The 17,038-nt window shown below is 44.0% G+C and carries 19 protein-coding genes; 8 read left to right on the top strand and 11 right to left on the bottom strand.

All coding sequences use genetic code 11. The annotated features are described in order from the left end of the window. The first annotated feature begins 15 nt into the window (after positions 1-15). The 7 genes from JCM14374_RS10815 (at position 16) to JCM14374_RS10785 (ending at position 6,212) form a co-directional block, all read left to right on the top strand. The gene (locus JCM14374_RS10815) at positions 16-366 is read left to right on the top strand and encodes a hypothetical protein (protein WP_054697150.1); all 351 of its coding nucleotides are present in this window, start codon (positions 16-18) and stop codon (positions 364-366) included. An 11-nt stretch (positions 367-377) separates the two neighbouring features. Further along, entirely contained in the window at positions 378-1,109 is a 732-nt protein-coding gene (gene cpaB / locus JCM14374_RS10810; RefSeq protein ID WP_054697147.1) for a Flp pilus assembly protein CpaB, read from the top strand. Between the two features lie 27 nt (positions 1,110-1,136). Next, positions 1,137-2,294 (top strand): CpaE/TadZ family protein, encoded by a 1,158-nt coding sequence (locus JCM14374_RS10805; RefSeq protein ID WP_054697144.1) that lies wholly within the window; start codon positions 1,137-1,139, stop codon positions 2,292-2,294. A 3-nt stretch (positions 2,295-2,297) separates the two neighbouring features. Then, positions 2,298-3,644 carry a TadA family conjugal transfer-associated ATPase gene (locus tag JCM14374_RS10800; RefSeq protein WP_054697141.1) on the top strand — a complete coding sequence of 449 codons (1,347 nt, stop codon included), beginning with the start codon at positions 2,298-2,300 and terminating at the stop codon, positions 3,642-3,644. A 204-nt stretch (positions 3,645-3,848) separates the two neighbouring features. Next, positions 3,849-4,793, top strand: coding sequence for a type II secretion system F family protein (locus JCM14374_RS10795; protein ID WP_242848976.1), 945 nt, complete (start codon positions 3,849-3,851; stop codon positions 4,791-4,793). A gap of 18 nt (positions 4,794-4,811) precedes the next feature. Next, on the top strand, positions 4,812-5,696 hold the full coding sequence (locus JCM14374_RS10790) for a type II secretion system F family protein (protein ID WP_054697135.1): 885 nt from the start codon (positions 4,812-4,814) through the stop codon (positions 5,694-5,696). Positions 5,697-5,846: 150 nt separating this feature from the next. Further along, positions 5,847-6,212: a DUF192 domain-containing protein gene (locus JCM14374_RS10785; protein WP_242848971.1), complete on the top strand. Its 366-nt coding sequence runs from the start codon at positions 5,847-5,849 to the stop codon at positions 6,210-6,212. Positions 6,213-6,227: 15 nt separating this feature from the next. Here JCM14374_RS10785 and JCM14374_RS10780 read toward each other — a convergent pair whose 3' ends face one another. Beyond that, positions 6,228-6,458, bottom strand: coding sequence for a YdbC family protein (locus JCM14374_RS10780; RefSeq protein ID WP_054697132.1), 231 nt, complete (start codon positions 6,456-6,458; stop codon positions 6,228-6,230). Between the two features lie 240 nt (positions 6,459-6,698). Here JCM14374_RS10780 and ytxC point away from each other — a divergent pair, with 240 nt between their 5' ends. Continuing rightward, the gene (ytxC, locus tag JCM14374_RS10775) at positions 6,699-7,631 is read left to right on the top strand and encodes a putative sporulation protein YtxC (protein WP_054697130.1); all 933 of its coding nucleotides are present in this window, start codon (positions 6,699-6,701) and stop codon (positions 7,629-7,631) included. Between the two features lie 52 nt (positions 7,632-7,683). Here ytxC and JCM14374_RS10770 read toward each other — a convergent pair whose 3' ends face one another. From JCM14374_RS10770 to JCM14374_RS10730, 10 genes are all read right to left on the bottom strand, one after another. Then, a complete protein-coding gene (locus JCM14374_RS10770; RefSeq protein WP_207641625.1) occupies positions 7,684-9,225 on the bottom strand; it encodes an ASKHA domain-containing protein in 1,542 nt (513 codons plus the stop codon). 83 nt (positions 9,226-9,308) lie between these two features. Continuing rightward, positions 9,309-10,334, bottom strand: a complete 1,026-nt coding sequence (locus JCM14374_RS10765) for an MtaA/CmuA family methyltransferase (protein ID WP_054697124.1) — start codon at positions 10,332-10,334, stop codon at positions 9,309-9,311. A gap of 23 nt (positions 10,335-10,357) precedes the next feature. After that, positions 10,358-10,696 carry a TOBE domain-containing protein gene (locus JCM14374_RS15980; protein WP_500797397.1) on the bottom strand — a complete coding sequence of 113 codons (339 nt, stop codon included), beginning with the start codon at positions 10,694-10,696 and terminating at the stop codon, positions 10,358-10,360. A 23-nt stretch (positions 10,697-10,719) separates the two neighbouring features. Further along, positions 10,720-11,466, bottom strand: a complete 747-nt coding sequence (locus tag JCM14374_RS14900; protein WP_083454048.1) for an ABC transporter ATP-binding protein — start codon at positions 11,464-11,466, stop codon at positions 10,720-10,722. A 165-nt stretch (positions 11,467-11,631) separates the two neighbouring features. Next, on the bottom strand, positions 11,632-12,468 hold the full coding sequence (locus JCM14374_RS10755; RefSeq protein ID WP_083454047.1) for a uroporphyrinogen decarboxylase family protein: 837 nt from the start codon (positions 12,466-12,468) through the stop codon (positions 11,632-11,634). Further along, positions 12,408-12,608 carry a hypothetical protein gene (locus JCM14374_RS13630; RefSeq protein ID WP_054697118.1) on the bottom strand — a complete coding sequence of 67 codons (201 nt, stop codon included), beginning with the start codon at positions 12,606-12,608 and terminating at the stop codon, positions 12,408-12,410. The genes JCM14374_RS10755 and JCM14374_RS13630 overlap by 61 nt, the downstream gene beginning before the upstream one ends. 31 nt (positions 12,609-12,639) lie before the next feature. After that, positions 12,640-13,647: a uroporphyrinogen decarboxylase family protein gene (locus JCM14374_RS10745; RefSeq protein ID WP_054697115.1), complete on the bottom strand. Its 1,008-nt coding sequence runs from the start codon at positions 13,645-13,647 to the stop codon at positions 12,640-12,642. 66 nt (positions 13,648-13,713) lie between these two features. Further along, positions 13,714-14,550 carry a carbohydrate ABC transporter permease gene (locus tag JCM14374_RS10740; protein ID WP_054697112.1) on the bottom strand — a complete coding sequence of 279 codons (837 nt, stop codon included), beginning with the start codon at positions 14,548-14,550 and terminating at the stop codon, positions 13,714-13,716. Then, a complete protein-coding gene (locus JCM14374_RS10735) occupies positions 14,540-15,412 on the bottom strand; it encodes a carbohydrate ABC transporter permease (RefSeq protein WP_172674211.1) in 873 nt (290 codons plus the stop codon). Before JCM14374_RS10735 ends, JCM14374_RS10740 begins: the two co-directional genes overlap by 11 nt. A gap of 145 nt (positions 15,413-15,557) precedes the next feature. Next, on the bottom strand, positions 15,558-16,883 hold the full coding sequence (locus JCM14374_RS10730; protein ID WP_054697107.1) for an ABC transporter substrate-binding protein: 1,326 nt from the start codon (positions 16,881-16,883) through the stop codon (positions 15,558-15,560). Positions 16,884-17,038 lie beyond the last annotated feature (155 nt).

The following is a 17,038-nucleotide window of genomic DNA, read 5'->3' as shown; positions in this document are numbered from 1 at the left end:
TCGGGTGAAATTAAAGTGGGTGATATTATTTCGATAGAATCAGGCAATATGTCCGGACCGACTAAAAATGGAGTGGAGTATCGTATAAACATGTGTAAACACACGCCATCCTGTAGCTACTATCAGTATCATAAGGGCTGCCCGCGTATTCTTTTGGTTCCGGTAGTCCATATAGAACAGGTAAATTGGGGTGAACATCCATGCACAGTTAAGGTTGTTGGATTTGCAGCGTTTTTTACAGAGGAATACGCAGGTCAGGGGATTGAAAATAAAGTAAAAGGCAAATTCATGCGCTATGTAATTTCGGCAAAAGGGGACGAAAATGTCAGCGACAGCGGTTTATATACAGCCAAATTATGCGACTAGGAGGATCAACCATGTTAAGGGGCAGCAGAAAATATTGGTTTATAGCGATAATGTGTGGCTTGATTACGGCGGGTCTGGCTTATCAGTACCTCCACAATCTTAAAGCGAGTTACAGCCCATCTGAGCTGGTAAGGGTAGTTACAGCCAGCAGTAATATTAAAAAAGACACCATAATTGACAGTAAAAAAATAAAAATAACCGAACTGCCCAAATCATATGCTCATCCTTTGGCTCTATATCAGGAAGAGAGCGTTGTTGGGAAGACCGCGATTTCAGATATAAGTGCCGGGGAACAGATTCTCAGTTCAAAACTATTAACCGTCCATGATATGAAGCAGCGCCTTGCATATGCCGTACCCGAGGGGAAAAGGGCTGTATCTGTAGCCGTAAACGATGTAAGCGGGGTTGCAGGATACATAGAAGCGGGAGACCGAGTAGATGTGGTGGCAACGGTAGATATACCTGTTGATGATCAAGGCAGATCAAGAACGTATACAGTGCTTAATCTGCAGAACGTTCAAGTAATTGCCGTAGGGGAAAACCTGAAATTGGTTGATGAAAAGAAAAATCCCTCTAATAAGACTATTACTCTCGCGGTGGGAGTAGATGAAGCATTGCCATTGGTTTTGTCTTCAGAACGTGGCAGCGTACGTTTGATGCTGCGTTCACCGATTGACAAGACGAATTTTACACCAGATCCCTATCAACTCAACAACTTATTAAATGCTCCTGTTCAGCGATAAAGTGGATTGATGGCGGAGGGTGGATAAATGAAAAAGATAAAATTAATACTGGCCGATCGTAATGAATCTTCCCGGGTGAGCATTCGTAATCTCCTTGAACTGGATGATGGTATAGATATAGTCGGGGAGGCAGGCAGCGGCAAAGAGGTTATGGAACTTATAGAAACCACCGAACCGCAGGTTTTGGTTACTGATGTCAATCTGGATGGCATGGATGGTCTGGAAACCGCCCGGCAGATCAGTATAAATTATCCCCGTATTTCAGTTATTATGTTATCGCTTACCGATGATCTGGAAACAGTTAAGAAGGCTATGCTGGCCGGGGCCAGGGAATATCTGGTTAAGCCCTTGTCGCCGGGGCAGCTGCATCGTACCGTGCGGCAGGTCGCTTCCCTGCCCGGTAAAGTAATTACCCAGGAAGAAAAGAACGAAATTGAGACAAGTCATAAACCAGAAGGCAAGAGCAAACAGTTAATAACAATATTCGGGACCAAGGGCGGGGTAGGCAGGAGCGTGGTTTGCTCTAATTTGGCCGTGGCTGCGGCCAAGGAATATAAGAACCAGGTAGGAGTAGTTGATTTAGATATTCAATTCGGTGATATCAGCCTGATGATGAATTTAAGTCCTCGCAAAACCATTTCTGAATTAATGCAAGAAGGGAACAGACTTTCAATACAGATTTTGGAGGAATACCTTTACGAACGCAATGGAGTACAAATCCTGGCCGCGCCAAATAGACCTGAGCTGGCTGATCTGGTTAACCCTGATGGCGTGCAAAATATACTGGAACTTTGCCGCATGATGTTCAAATATACCTTCATAGACACGCCTTCATTCATTGACGATACTACTCTCACAGCGCTTGAAATCTCTGATTTAATCCTGCTAATAGTAAGTCTTGATCTTCCTACAATCAAAAACGTAAAAAAGGGCATTGATATTTTACGTTCACTAAACTTGTTAGAACGCACCAGGTTAATATTAAACCGATCTTCGGGAGTTGCCGGAATCGAGCCGGATGATGTTGAAAGGGTTTTGGATATGTCAATTGAGGCGGAAGTGCCCAGTGACGGTAAACTAGTGGTAACCTCGCTTAACCAGGGTGTGCCTTTCGTTAAAATGAATCCTCGTTCTCCGATTTCCAAAGGAATATCTGCAGTCTTAAAAGTAGTGCAGGAGGGATAAAAAATGTCATTGCGATCACGCTTACAGAACAATAATAATGGAAGCCTGGCATTGGTTCCTGCAGCACAAGAGCTGCCATTACTGCGTTTTCAGGAACAGGTATACACAATACATCGGCAAATTGTTAAGGAACTGGGCGGAGATCATCTGCACACAAATAAAGCGGGAGCAGAGAACAATGAACAGGAGTTATTAATCCGGCGGAGGGTAGAAGAAGCTCTGGATCATGAAGGTGTTTATTATTCGCGTAATGACCGAGAGGATATAGCAAATCTGGTTTTAGATGAAGTTCTAGGTTTCGGTCCTATTAATCCGCTTATAAAAGATGAAAGTATATCAGAAATCATGGTAAACGGACCTGATCAAATCTATGTGGAAAGAAGCGGCAAAATAGAATTGACCAGGATAAAATTTCGTGATGACCAACATTTGCATGCGATTATCGAGAGAATTATTTCACCATTGGGACGCCGTATTGATGAAAGTATGCCCATGGTTGACGCACGGCTGCCGGATGGATCCCGAGTAAACGCTATCATTCCTCCGTTGGCTCTCAATGGCTGTGTTTTAACCATTCGCAAGTTTTCTGCGCGATTGCTGGGAGTTGAAGACCTTATTAGAAATAATACCCTGGATGTGCCTATGGCGAGGTTTCTTGAAGCCTGTGTTAAGGGACGTATGAACATAATTGTATCAGGAGGAACTGGAGCAGGAAAAACCAGCACTCTCAATATTATTTCATCTTTCATTCCCGAGGATGAACGTATTATTACAATTGAAGATTCCGCAGAACTGCAACTGAAACAGCAACATGTAATCTCTTTGGAAACCAGACCGGCTAATGTTGACGGCAAAGGGGAAATAGGGATTCGTGATCTGGTTATAAATTCACTGCGCATGAGACCCGATCGCCTGGTTGTTGGTGAGGTCAGAGGCGGAGAGGCCCTTGATATGCTCCAGGCTATGAATACCGGGCATGACGGTTCATTAACAACTGGACATTCCAACTCTCCGCGGGATACCATATCCCGTTTGGAAACCATGGTGCTTATGGCAGGCATAGATTTGCCGGTACGAGCTATTCGTGAACAGATCGCTGCGGCCATTGACCTCATTGTGCACCAGAGCAGGCTGCAGGATGGTTATCGCAAAATAACCCAGATTACTGAGGTTGTAGGAATGGAAGGGGATGTCATTACCTTGCAGGATCTCTTCGTATTCGAGCAAAATGGAGTAGATGAGCGGGGCAGGGTTAAAGGCAGACACCGGGCCACGGGTTTAATTCCCAGATGCCGTGACCGCCTGGCGGCCCAGGGGATATTGCTGCCCACAGATTATTTCTCAATTTAATAAGGCAGAAATTCACCAACTGACGGATAGATTAAACCCTGATGAACAATGATGTTTTTATGAAAATGAATTTTAATCTCATCTTATCGTAGACAAGAAGTTATTCATTAATATTATTTTAAACTTTTCATCTTAGAATCTAATATTGAAATTGTACGTTTCGGTGGTAAATCGCGTCTAAGGGAGGTTCTGTTTGTGGAATATATGATTTGCCTGGCTGGATTTGTACTTGTAACAACAACAGTAATTGCAGTTTGGCGATCGGTTTCATCTTATGATATTTATCAGGAGCGCCTGGCTCAGTTAGAGACGAACGAAAACCCAACTTCAATAGAAAATAGCGAGAAAAGGCTGTTCTTGAAACCATTAATAAATAGTATTACGCGAGTTTTTGCGAGCCAGTCTCTGGCCAGGACATTACAGTTTAAACTGTTCAGAGCAGGTATTCCCTTAAAAGGAGAAGAATACGTCGCCTTGTGGATTGGCAGTATATTTTTAGCTCCACTTGCAATGTATTTGCCAACGCGAAATATTTGGGCCCTGCCCATAGGACTATTTTTAGGTTTGTGCCTGCCCCATATATATCTTAAAAGTAGAATGGACAAGAGGCTGCAGTTGTTAAATCAGCAGTTGGGTGACGCGCTGGTAATCATGGCCAATGCTTTAAGAGCAGGGATTGGGTTTCAACAAGCCATGGACGCCGTAAAACGAGAACTACCTGATCCAATATCAGCCGAGTTTGCCTGGACTCTGCGCGAAATGAACCTGGGTATGAGCCATGAAGAAGCCATGCTGAACCTGGGGCGAAGAGTCGGCAGTGATGATCTGGATATGATTATTACCGGCATAATTATACAACGCCAGGTTGGCGGAAATTTGGCGGAAATACTTGATAATATATCCAGTACGATTAGGGAAAGGACAAAAATTAAACGTCAAATAAAGGTTTTAACAGCCCAGGGCAGGTTATCCGGTTTGATAATCGGCCTGCTGCCTGTAGTTCTAATCGCCGTCATGCTTCTAATAAATCCGACGTATTTTAATATCCTAATATATGATATCAGGGGAATTACCATTTTGGTTGCGGCGGTAATTATGGAAATTATGGGGTTTTTGATGATTAATAAAATCGTGGATATCGATATATAGTTATTAGGTGGTGGTAAAATGGAAACCCTTTTGGTTACAGGATTTTTCTTAACAATAGCATCTTTAACAATGGGAATAATACATATGGTTAAACGTGACAGGCTTACTGTTTTGGACCGTTTGGATTCTCTTGAACGTGACGAGAGAAGCAATCAATTACCGCCGGAACTGCAATTGCCTTTGATGCAACGAATACAGAGTTTCGTTAAACCCGTATTTAGAAACATTTCTCAGCGGTTACCCCGTCAGAAAAATCAAGTTTATGAGAATAAGCTTATGGCGGCAGGCTACCCCCATGGTATGGACGCATCCAGTTTTGTATTGTTAAAATACTTATCTGTTGCTGTATTTGCTGTAATGGGATTAATCAGTCATAATGTTACCTGTTTTGTTGTCTTAGTCTTTATTGGCTATGCAGGACCAGATATATATTTAAAAATGCAGGAAGGAAAACGCAAAGAAAGCATGTTAAAGAGCTTGCCTGACATACTGGATCTTTTGAGCGTAAGCGTGGAGGCAGGACTGAGTTTTGACGGGGCCTTGCAAAAAGTAGTCGAAAAATCAGAAGGTCCGCTTACGCTTGAATTTGAAAAGACCCTGAAAGAAATAAATCTAGGGACGATTCGCCGGGAAGCTTTGCGTAGTATGGCCGAACGAGTAAATGTGGATGACATCAGGTCTTTTTTGGGTTCAGTCATTCAAGCTGATCAAATGGGGGTCAGTATGAGCAATGTTTTGCGTATACAATCAAACCAGGTGCGCAACAACCGCCGGATGCGCGTAGAAGAACAGGCTCAAAAAGCACCAGTTAAAATCCTGCTTCCGCTTGTGCTCTTTATTTTCCCAACTATACTGATTGTTTTGCTGGGTCCAGCTATGATTCAGATAATAGATTCGTTATAAAAACAGCCATAGATTAACACTGATTAAAACATGTTATTTAAAATCAACTTTCGCAGTTAACTGGTTACCATATTGTGTCTCAATTTTAGCTGCAAATTGTTTTCAAAATTTTAATTTTAATTTGAATAAAATTGAGGAGATATTTAAAGGATGGAATACTTGCGAATATGGAACATAAATAACCATGAATTAATTGCTCAAAATGCACAGAAGGCCGATCGGTTTATCAGCCGTCTTAAAGGTCTGTTAGGGCGAAGTGAATTTTTAGAAGGTGAAGCACTGATTATATGCCCCTGTGATATGGTACATAGTTTCGGAATGAAATTTGCTATCGATGTAGCTTTTTTAGATCAGGAATATAAGGTCTTATATTTACTGGATAACATGGTTCCGCAAAGAATAAGTCCCCGGGTGAAAAAAGCCCAATATGTGCTGGAACTTCCCGCCGGCAAACTCAAACGCAGCAAAACAAGAACGGGTGACATTCTCAAGATAGAAGCAGCCCCAAGGACATGAGGCTGATAAGGTTAATCATAGTCCATCCAGGTTTATTTCCTGCAGAAGCTGCTTCAAAGCCTGCAGTTCTTCTTTGCTTAATGTAACTCCCTTACCCATCCGCTCATTTCCCGGACCCCAGTCACGAATATCGAATTTGGGCGGCCGTTCATTCCAACTCACCATATTAACCTCTTTTTGCCATCCTTTTGAACCCTGCGAAAGCACCCCCAGATGATTTGTAATTTCAAATTTGATATCCGCCATATAGCAGCCTCCTAACCTTAAAAACCAAATTATATCTTAAATAATGAATCATTAACGTAATTATATTATACCTTTAAAATGGGTATATTTACAACAAATACAAATACAATCTGCTGATCCATGCTAAATATGATTAATTGCTTTTTTGACATGCTCAGTATCCTTATATAGCTTTTTAGGCACTGAATAATGGTCAACAGCCATACATATAATAAAGTAAATTTTTTGGGGAGGCCAGCCATGGATTACGAATTTAAAATACACACCATAGGCAATAATAAAGGCCAGCCATTAATCAGTGATTTAGAACAACGCTTGCAGTGGATTAAACAAAGGGGTTATGAAATAAATATTTCCCAATTTATAAATGAGGACCAGAGGACATGCATAATTGATTTGCGTCTGCGGGGAAACATTAATAACCTGGTGTTTCGTGACGAAGACATAATATATATTTTTAAACACCAATTATCTGAGAGTCTGGCGGAACATATTATGAATAACTGGGAAAATGAACTCTTATGGAAAGAGATACAACGCAATTGCCGCCGCTACTCTAATGAAGAAAAAGATATAATCTTTGAGAAGTCAGTATCCTTTATGTCTCGATGTCACGATAACGAGAGCCTGAATCTTCTTATGAATTACGGACGCAAGAACCGGATTACCAGGCGTATATTCGATTATATGGGCGAAAACAGACAGATTGTAGTCGAAGGGTTTATTAATTTTTGCTTGAGAGAATACCTTAATGAACTGAAGTTTTCTGTAGAAGTAGCCTGTGAAGAACTTAAAAATCAAAAGGAATATAATGATTTTATTAACCTGCTCCGTTATTTTGTAGATAGTCAAGTTCCGCGTATGCAAGAAGTCAACTTGATGATTGGTGAAAAAGGAACCTTTTACCTCTGGGATGGAGAAGGCACTAAAATAGACGAGCATTTCATGAATTATTATCTGGAAGATATGCTCGTGGAAGAGATAAATCTGGATGACGTATTGGTCAGCATATTAATAACCATATCACCATGTCATATTATTCTTCATAATACCATGCATATGGAACCCAGTGAACCTGTACAAACCATACGCAAAGTTTTTAAAGAAAGAATCAGTGAATGCTGCGGCTGTGAACGCTGTAAAAACATTAATGTAAAGCCTTCAACATTTTAAATGATATTTTCAACGGAATACCGATCAATAAATTTCCCAAAGTATAAAGGTTTTAGCCGGTTGAGCCCAACGCCATCCCCCGGACGAATATATCTTGAAACTCCAAAGTAGAGGCAAGATCCAAGCAGATAAGTCTTTTTGATATTTCATCTGCCTGTTTCAGGGCTGTAGTTGACATTAATACCATAGTTGCGCCCAGGAGGGCCGAGTTGCCTGCTGGGCGGATTTTACCGCGCCATTCGGAAGGGAAAAACCCCAGCTCAATCATTAAATCGTAGTTAACATAGTTTCCGAGAGCTCCTGCCAGGTTGACCCTATATACATCCTGGGCTTCTATCTTAGCTGCATCCATTAATAATTTGATTCCGGCACAGATGGCTGCTTTGGCCAGTTGCAGCTGACGGATATCATGTTGGCTGATGAATATAGCATTTTTCGGTCCTCGACATGGAATTAAACAGAACCTAATATTTTTTTCTTTTTCCGTTATGAATTCTGCCCAGATGGAAGAAGAATAACTGCGGGGATTAGTTAATATTTTCCCATTGGCAGCCAGCAACCCCTTATTCCACATAACTCCTGCTGCTTCGATCAGACCGCTGCCGCACAATCCTCGGGCGGGTTTTTCGCCTATGGTATGAAAACACAATGATTCACCTTCGGTCCACACTTTGTCTATGGCACCAGCTTCAGATCGCATGCCACACTCAATGTTCATTCCCTCCAGGGCTGGCCCAACTGCGACCGAACAGGCATAAAGCTGGTTTTTACTGAACAAGACCATCTCTCCATTTGTTCCTAAATCAAGTAAAAAACAATTTTCTTGCTCTTGATGCAATCCAGTGGCCAGTATGCCTCCTACAATATCCGAACCAATAAAGGCCGAAGCGGAGGGCATAAGATATACGTCAGCTTTGCAAGGTGCTTTCATACCCAGTCCGGCGGCGGATATCTGCATGGCAGAGGTGAAAACAGGTGTATAGGGGAAGCGTCCCATGGCCGCAGGATTTATTCCGGCCAGCAAATGCAGCATAACCGTATTGCCGGCTATCACTATTTCTTGAATATCATCGGCCTTGATCCCGGCAGCACTACAGTTGTCTATCACCAGCTCGTCCAAGCAATCGAGAATAAGACGATTAAGTTTCTGGATACCGCCATCACGCGAAGCATAATCAATACGAGACATTATATCCAGGCCATAACTACATTGCGGATTAAGCCTAGAACTGGTGTTTATCTCCTCGCCTGTATTCATATTGAACAGGCTTCCTACGACAGATGTTGTGCCCAGGTCCACGGCCATTCCAAATAGTTTGTGCGTGAAACCCTTAACAAAAATCCTTTTTATATTGCCAGTGTTTGATAGAATCTGCGTTGCCGTCTTTTCCGGCAGGCCTAGCCTGATTTCACCTTTTACCTGACAGAAACAGGCCAGCCTTATGCCTTCTTCCATCTCTGACGGGCTAAGCCAAAGCTGTTCTTCGGGGGAAAGGGATGAAACATCGCCATTGAGAACCATTACGCGGCATTTGCCGCAGGTACCTGCACCGCCGCAAGGACTGTCAGCTAATAACTCTGCCAGTCCCGGCAAATCAAAAACTCGCGTCCAATTATCTTGGTTAACAGTAAATATATTATTATAGATATTACAGCTCATCCACAAACGACTCCTGCTTAACTTGTTAGGTTGAATTTCCTGGCTGCAATTGACATGGCCTGCAGATTTAACAGGGGAGTGCTCATACTAAGGCCACAGGCTGGAGCCAATACACCGACCCCCTGAATCATACAGCGACGGGCGGCTGCTTCTACCTTTTCCGGGCTGGCCGTCTGCAAAAGATGAGTACTTACATTGCCAACCACAACTTTATTTGGTACGGCGGCCTTAATAGCCGTTACGTTGGTTGCCGAGTCAATGCTGATTGCCGGCGAATCTAGTCGGCGTAACTGAGGGAAAATGCTGTCTAGATGGCCGCAGATATGGATCAGTGAAGTCCTGTAAACATCATCCGACTCCGCGATTATCTGGTTGATATAGGGCAGCGCAAATTCTTCAAAAATAGCTGGCCCCAGAATCTCTCCGCTGGAACTTGGGTCGGCGATGGTTAAAACATCGGCCCCGGCTTGCGCCAGCGCCAATGCCAGTCTTATCAGGTTGGAGCTGAGAAACGCCAAAAAGGCATGAATTTCGTCTTTATTGCCTCGCATTCCGCGGAAAAAGCTCATCGGTTCAATTAGGGAAGTGGCCAGACTAAGCGGACCAGTCAAGCTCACAATTATGGGCATTTCATTGTCCAATTGCGCCAGTTGACGGATTGCCTGCAACATGATCGCTATTCGGCCTTGGTTTAGGTCAAAATCCCTTAATTCGTGCCAATCCTTCACCTGGGCCAAGGGGTATTTGACAACTCTGGGTTCGGTATACTGCGAGCCCCAGTCTATCCCGGCCCCCAGCCCTTCAGCCTCTACTGTCATACAAAAGGGAACCCCTAGGTTTTCAATACCGCTGAGTTCACGTGCCTTCAGCGCTAATTCGGCAAGCAATTTGGGGTCTCCATAGACCTGCGGCCAGGAAAGGTCAAGCTTATGCAAAACCTCAGCAGTAACCATATTCATCATCCCGCCCGGACAGACAAAGGGGGGGCGGTCTACTTCGCTTCCCTGCAGGGCATGCACCAAACGAGTCTTAGCATTTATCAAAGTTATAGCCTCTTTCTACTCTTTTATTCAGGACGAATCAGGTTGTACTGGCTTTTTGGATCAAATAGATGCAATTTAGCAGCATTCAACCTAATCATTAATGTTTGTCCTGGTCTGACACTATAGTCGGATTTAACAGTCGCGACTAAGCTTAACTCTCCAGCCTTGAGATGAATGTACATCTCGGAACCGATAGGTTCCACTAATTCAATTGTACAAGGGAAAGCGTTATTTCCATCAGCAGAGATGATTATATCTTCGGGTCTTATGCCGACTATTACCGTTTGCTCTGCCGCTGGTTGATACTTGAGAGACTGGCATAATTCAGTTTCTAACTCACAATCCTGCCCGGAGAAGACAATATAGCAACGATGCCCGTTCCTTTTCAGAGCAGCTGAAAAAAATTCATGGTGGGATTGCCAATGAATCCGGCTACAAAGATATTAGCCGGATGTTCAAATATTCCCTGGGGGGTATCAATTTGTTGGATGCGTCCCTCGTTCATTACTACAATACGGCTTCCCATGGTCATAGCTTCAGTTTGGTCATGAGTGACGTAGATAAAGGTGCTGTTAAGCCGCTGGTGTAGCTTTAAGATCTCCGTTCGTACCTGGCTCCGAAGTTTAGCATCCAGATTGGAAAGCGGTTCATCCATAAGAAAGACCCGCGGTTCTCTAACCATAGCCCGACCTAGGGCTACGCGCTGCCGTTCTCCTCCCGACAGCATACGCGGGAGGCGGTGCAAATAATCTCCGAGATTTAAGAAGGCGGCCGCTTCCTTTACCCGCTGATCAATTTGAACCATAGGAATTTTCCGCATTTTCAGAGCAAAAGCCATGTTATCATAAACCGTCATATGCGGATACAGGGCATAATTCTGAAAAACCATGGCGATGTCTCGTTCCTGGGGAGGTATGTCGTTAGATAATCTTCCATCTATATATAGGCTTCCGGAAGTGATTTCCTCCAGTCCAGCAATCATACGCAATATAGTAGTTTTGCCGCATCCCGATGGACCAACCAAAACCAAAAATTCATTTTCATAGACCTGCAGGCAAAAATCACAGACCGCTTCTTGTTTTCGGTCATATTTTTTATATATGTGCTCCATAACAACCTTGGCCTTTTCCATATACATCACCAGATTCTTAAGATTTTTTCATGGATTAACACTGATTTATAGCAACCTATAGCCATCTGTTCTCCGCAGAGTTAATTACCCTACAGGTACAACGCTGTTCACCACTGCTTAGATTAGCTCGCCAGCGGACAGATACTCGCTATAAGGTCTCGCCTCTTACCTTATTACCGCCAACAAGGCTGCTTTCAAGTTCTCTAGCGGGGTGTCGGGAGAACAATCACAACCAAATGAAAACAGGTAATTAGGATAGCCCTGCATGGACTTCAGCAACTCAAGAGTACGTTCTCTGACCTCGGCGGCAGATAATTCCCTCAAAACACTGATCGGGTCCAGATTGCCGATTAGCACCACATCGGGCGGCACCTGGGCAGCAACCTGGGGAAAATCCATGATCTGATCCAGGCTCAATCCATCAACCCCGCAGCTTATCATCTGCGGCAGCAGGTAATTCGTATCCCCGCAGATATGAAGAACTCGCCACACATCTTCCGGCAAGCCCTGGTAGATCGCCCGCAAAGAATCTCCCACCATGGTTTCAAAATGGGCCGGTGACAAAATAACCGCTGTCGGTTCGCTGATGCAAAGCAAGCGCACTCCGGCATTAGCCAGGGCCCGGGCATATTTCCCTACCAGTTGATTGGTGTAACGTAATACCTCCTCAATGAACAGCGGGTTGCGAATAATTGCGCGGGCAAAATCAGTAATGCCCACCAGTTCAACCGCCAGGGTGAATGCCCCCCGCATGGACATGGCCAGCGGCTTGTGAAAATGCTTGGCGATCATGCCAATACCCTCGAGATAATTAGAAATATATCTATTATTATCCCAGTCAACCCGCGGCAACCTGGCCAAATCATCCACGTTCTTGACTGGATTATCCAAGGTGCTAGGGAAGCCGAAGTCTGATTTCATCTGCGGCAACCCCAGGACTTCTATGAAGATAGCCCCAAAGTCCAACGGATAAACAAAATCCGCCGGGAATTCATGGTCCATGCTATAGCCAGCTCCAAATGTTTGGGGGGAGATAGATATACCTCCTCCAGCTTATAGCCGGTCAAGCGCAGGCCGATGCTGGACATCCAGGGAAAAGCCAAGCGACGATCAAAACCTGAGACATATTCATATAACCTCATTAAGTGCTTCCTCCCCGCTGCCGCCGTAGATTCAGGCAGCGTCCATCATGGCTTGAATATTGGCCCCCGGGGTACCGATAGGAATCTGGCATCCGGAACTGATGATAAATCCGCGTGGGTTATTTTGGGCTTTCCGTATGCACTCCCGCACCTCCCGGTGAACATCAGCCACTGTTCCTTCTTTTATGGTCTTGACCGGGTCAACGTTTCCCATCAGGCAGACTCTGTCACCGACCGCTTGTTTGGCTTCTTCCAGGTCTTCAATATTGTCAATACTCAGAATGCTGGCTCCGCAATCGACCATATCATTCCACAGATTTTTGGTTTTGCCGCATATATGCAGTCGGCCCCCGCTGCCGGTCCATTTGCGTATCCGGTCAATACATATTTTCAGGTAAGGTTTGGCAAACTCCCGAAAATGCTCTGGACTGATCATGGACCCGGAAGCTACCGGGTCGCCGATTCCGGTACCTAGTCCAAGTGAACAGGCAGAATCAATGTAGCGCAGATTATTCTCGGTTACTACGGCGAGTATGTCGTGCACGGCCTGGGGATTTTTATATATATCTCTGAGCAGATTTTCAAACCCGCGGATAGCGGCTGCCAGTGTAAATGGGCCGACTATCCCTGAAGATACGGCAACCTGATTGCCGATGGCATCCTGCACCATTTGATTGGCTCGCAGAATCATCGACAAACACGGGTCCCGCCAGGGGTCTATTCGTCTTAGGTGTTTAATGTCATCATAGTCTTTGAGCAAAGGTTCTTGAATATAGGCAATGCCATAGTCAGGATAGCCGACTTTCGCCCCCATCGCTTCAGGCATAGCCCGCAGGCCCATGCCGATACCTGCTCCGTCCGGTCTAAATCTATTAAAAACCTCAATTTCAATTTCAGCCATGCACTCAGCCGAACGGTAGTATGTGCTGGTTTTCATCCCGAACAAGGGCGCACAGGTTTCACCCAGGGAAGGACAGCAAGGCAGCCTATCGATCTCCTGGCCGCTTAAAAATGCAGTCATTCTTTCTTTTGGAGTCATTTTATCTGTTTTGCTCTGTGGTCTGATAGCAAATCACCCCCGGCATGTTTCGATTAAGCCAACCGATTACTCCTTAACTGCGCCCACCGTTAAACCCTTGATAAAATACTTTTGCACCGCGATGAAAAAAGCTAAGACTGGCAAGACCATTACCATGCTGGCTGCGGTTAGCAAACCGTAATCAGTTCGGTAATAGCCGAGCAGGGTTTGCAAACCGATTGCAATGGTTCGGTTGGTATCGCTTACAATCAAGGTGTTGGCAAAGAGATATTCACTCCAGGCCAATATGAATGAAAAGATCATAACCGCCGTAACTCCGGGTAGTGATACTGGTAGAACCACCTTCCGCAGCAATTTGGCATAACTGCATCCATCCAGCAAGGCTGCCTCAATCAATTCAATCGAAAGGGATTCAAAGAATGATTTTAGCATCCATATACTGAAAGGCAGGGAAAACGACAGGTAGGTTAATACCAGTCCGGCCTTGGTATCAACCAGGTTCAGGTGGTAGCACAATAGAAACAAGGGAATCACCAACAAAATCTCTGGAAACATATAGGTGAACAATATTGAGCGTACTATCATTTGTTTGGCCGGGAACTTCATCCATACGATAGCACAAGCCGCCAGTGAGGCAATAATAAGGGTTATCAGCGCAGTCGTACTGGCAACCAGCAGGCTGTTTAGCAAATAGTTGGGAAATTCTCTAATACTGAACAGGTCAATATAATTCTGCAGAGTATAGATATGGGGGAGTATAGAGGGTTCAGCCGTGAATATTTCCCCCGGCGGCTTCAGAGCGGTAAAGAAAGCAATGATAATGGGAAATGATAATACAAAAGCAATCAAACCAAGAATGAGTAATTTAATAGTATTGAAAAGCAGATTGCTTCTAATTTTCATAAACCTGGTTCCTTCTTATGGTCCAAAAATACAGCATAGTAAAACTGAATAACAAAATGAACATAATAGTTGACATGGCGGAAGCCATACCCAAAACCTTGTACTCAAAGGCCTTTTGGTATATATACACACTAAGAGTAAGTGTTGAGTTGAAAGGGCCTCCATGGGTCAGCAGGTAAACCAAATCAAAGGAACAGAAATTCCATATGATCTCCAATATGGTCACAATAATGATGGCAGGCTTCATAGCGGGGAAGGTCACGGTCCAAAAAGCTTGCCAGCGGTTGGCTCCATCGATCTGAGCAGCTTCATACAGAGTTTTATCAATGGTTTGCAGGGTAGCCAGGAAGAAGACCATTACGAAGGGGTAGTGATGCCAGATCATCGGCATGCTGATGCCTACCCAGGCCAGGGACTGATCAGCCAGGAGATTGACCGGGGCTTGTATGATGTGGTATTTAACCAGGACAAAGTTGGCATAACCGTAAAAATCATTATAGACCCAGCGAAATATCAGGGCCGTTACCATGGAAGGCATGACCCAGGGTATGAACAGCAACCCCCTGAAAACCTTGATATACTTCGCATCATTATTTAGTAATAAAGCGAGCAGCAGGCCCAGCAGCAGGCTGCCCACCACACTGATAGCCGTTAACTTGAGCGAATTGAACAAAGACAGACCGAACAATTCATCATGGCACAGATCAAAATAATTTTGCAATCCGATAAAAGAGTAATGGTCATAGGTAAACAGCCGATCGGTAAGACCGATATATATGCCTTCTCCCAACGGATATACCATAACCAACAGGATACTTAATATGGCTGGTGCAATATAAAACACCGGTTTATCAAGTCGCATTCTTTTTATCCCAGTTCCGTCCATAATCTGCTACCCCAAAGTAGATTAACGTTTATTAGCTAACAACCGTATTATTTGGGGCCAGAAGACCTCCAGCCCCAAACAACAGGGATTACATTTGATATTTCTTTACCATTAAAAGAGTTTACTTGGTGTTTTGCGCCTTGGCTTTAGCCAGCACATCCTTAACGCGAGTGTCCAGGTCTGCTAAAGCCTGCTCTGGAGTTTTCTTGTTTTCAAGTATTTCTACCACTGCTTTGGCCGGATAATGAGCGGTACGCAAGATATCCATTCCATATACTATCCCGTAATCCCAACCCAGATTTACGGTAGTCGGCGATTGTTGGGCAGTCGCCCGATACCATTCATATTTGGTAAGATCAGGGTCCTGGGCAATGGTGATGAAAGGAGATACATTGCCGGAAATAATGCACCATTCTTTGCTGATCTCGGGACGACTCATAAATTTGATAAACTTCTTGGCTTCTGCCGGATGCTTAGCATCCTTAAACATGAAGAATCCGCCTGCTCCTGACCAACTTCCGGAATGACCGGAAGGACCGACCGGTATCGTTGTAAAGCCTATATTTTTGTAATCCTTGGGAAACATGGTTTCTAACAAGGTGCCGTATCCAGCCCACATGAAGTCCATAGCCACTTTCCCTGAACCGATTACGTTTACATCATCTCCATACTTCCAGTCGTTGGCGCTGGGGGGGACTACCTTATGAACCTTAACGAGATCAGTCATATATTTTAATGCCCTTAAGTTCTCTGGAGAATTTAGAGCAACGTTTCCTTTGTCATCCAGCATTTTACCGCCTGATGCTACCATCAATGCAGATATAATCTGGTCAGTCAATATATTGTCACCAGTAAACATGCCCAAACCATAAACACCGTTTTTTGTAGTAGCTTTAGCAACCTCAACCAATTCGTCCCAAGTCTTGGGAGGGTTTTCGAAGCCGGCTGCTTTAAGCAGATCTTTGCGGTAAGCTAAAACTACGGCTGCGTCACAATTCGGTACTGCATACCATTCTCCACCGGTTTTAAAATATTTCATCGCGCTGGAAAATGCGCTGTCTCCGCCCAATTCATTTACCACATCGGTTACTGGTAATAATCTGCCTTTTAAGGCATAACCAATAACATTTGAAGGACTGGCATAACCGATATCGGGGGTATCTTTGGACTGAAAAGCTGCCTGCCATTTAAGGAAGACCCCATCATTGTCCCAGCTTTCAACTGTCTGTTCGATTTTGATATTAGGATTTTGTTTTTCAAACTCGGCAATATACTTTTTCCAAAAAGCATCTTCCTTCTTAGAATCATACCCAAACGGAGGATAGGAGAATTTCACAGTAACAACTTCATTTTGTGATGATTCTTTTTTTGCGTTGCCGCATCCGGCCACAATTGTCATACTAAATATTAATAAGAGTATAAATGCGAGTATTTTCTTGCTTTTCATTAATCAATCTCCTTTATTAGTTAGTCGATTCGAACGGTTTATAGACCATACCACCAGTTGGTATACTGAGTTTTATATTTGACCCAAACTCACCTCCTTTGATTTACAGACCAGGCGCTTAATTACTGCTTGAAAAATATAATTTGATGAATATT

This window comes from Syntrophomonas palmitatica JCM 14374 (genome assembly GCF_001311885.1).
Taxonomy (GTDB): Bacteria; Bacillota; Syntrophomonadia; order Syntrophomonadales; family Syntrophomonadaceae; genus Syntrophomonas_A; species Syntrophomonas_A palmitatica.
This window is presented reverse-complemented; position numbering and strand designations above follow the sequence as displayed.

Bases quoted from the DNA above. Each gene is read 5' to 3' on its own strand.
- JCM14374_RS10730 (WP_054697107.1), bottom strand. From the start codon at position 16,883: ATGAAAAGCAAGAAAATACTCGCATTTATACTCTTATTAATATTTAGT.
- JCM14374_RS14900 (WP_083454048.1), bottom strand. From the start codon at position 11,466: ATGGAAAAGGCCAAGGTTGTTATGGAGCACATATATAAAAAATATGAC.
- cpaB (WP_054697147.1), top strand. From the start codon at position 378: ATGTTAAGGGGCAGCAGAAAATATTGGTTTATAGCGATAATGTGTGGC.
- JCM14374_RS10795 (WP_242848976.1), top strand. From the start codon at position 3,849: ATGATTTGCCTGGCTGGATTTGTACTTGTAACAACAACAGTAATTGCA.
- JCM14374_RS10745 (WP_054697115.1), bottom strand. From the start codon at position 13,647: ATGACTCCAAAAGAAAGAATGACTGCATTTTTAAGCGGCCAGGAGATC.
- JCM14374_RS10755 (WP_083454047.1), bottom strand. From the start codon at position 12,468: ATGGACCATGAATTCCCGGCGGATTTTGTTTATCCGTTGGACTTTGGG.
- JCM14374_RS13630 (WP_054697118.1), bottom strand. From the start codon at position 12,608: ATGAGGTTATATGAATATGTCTCAGGTTTTGATCGTCGCTTGGCTTTT.
- JCM14374_RS10735 (WP_172674211.1), bottom strand. From the start codon at position 15,412: ATGCGACTTGATAAACCGGTGTTTTATATTGCACCAGCCATATTAAGT.
- JCM14374_RS10785 (WP_242848971.1), top strand. From the start codon at position 5,847: ATGGAATACTTGCGAATATGGAACATAAATAACCATGAATTAATTGCT.
- ytxC (WP_054697130.1), top strand. From the start codon at position 6,699: ATGGATTACGAATTTAAAATACACACCATAGGCAATAATAAAGGCCAG.
- JCM14374_RS10790 (WP_054697135.1), top strand. From the start codon at position 4,812: ATGGAAACCCTTTTGGTTACAGGATTTTTCTTAACAATAGCATCTTTA.
- JCM14374_RS10805 (WP_054697144.1), top strand. From the start codon at position 1,137: ATGAAAAAGATAAAATTAATACTGGCCGATCGTAATGAATCTTCCCGG.
- JCM14374_RS10800 (WP_054697141.1), top strand. From the start codon at position 2,298: ATGTCATTGCGATCACGCTTACAGAACAATAATAATGGAAGCCTGGCA.
- JCM14374_RS10740 (WP_054697112.1), bottom strand. From the start codon at position 14,550: ATGAAAATTAGAAGCAATCTGCTTTTCAATACTATTAAATTACTCATT.
- JCM14374_RS10780 (WP_054697132.1), bottom strand. From the start codon at position 6,458: ATGGCGGATATCAAATTTGAAATTACAAATCATCTGGGGGTGCTTTCG.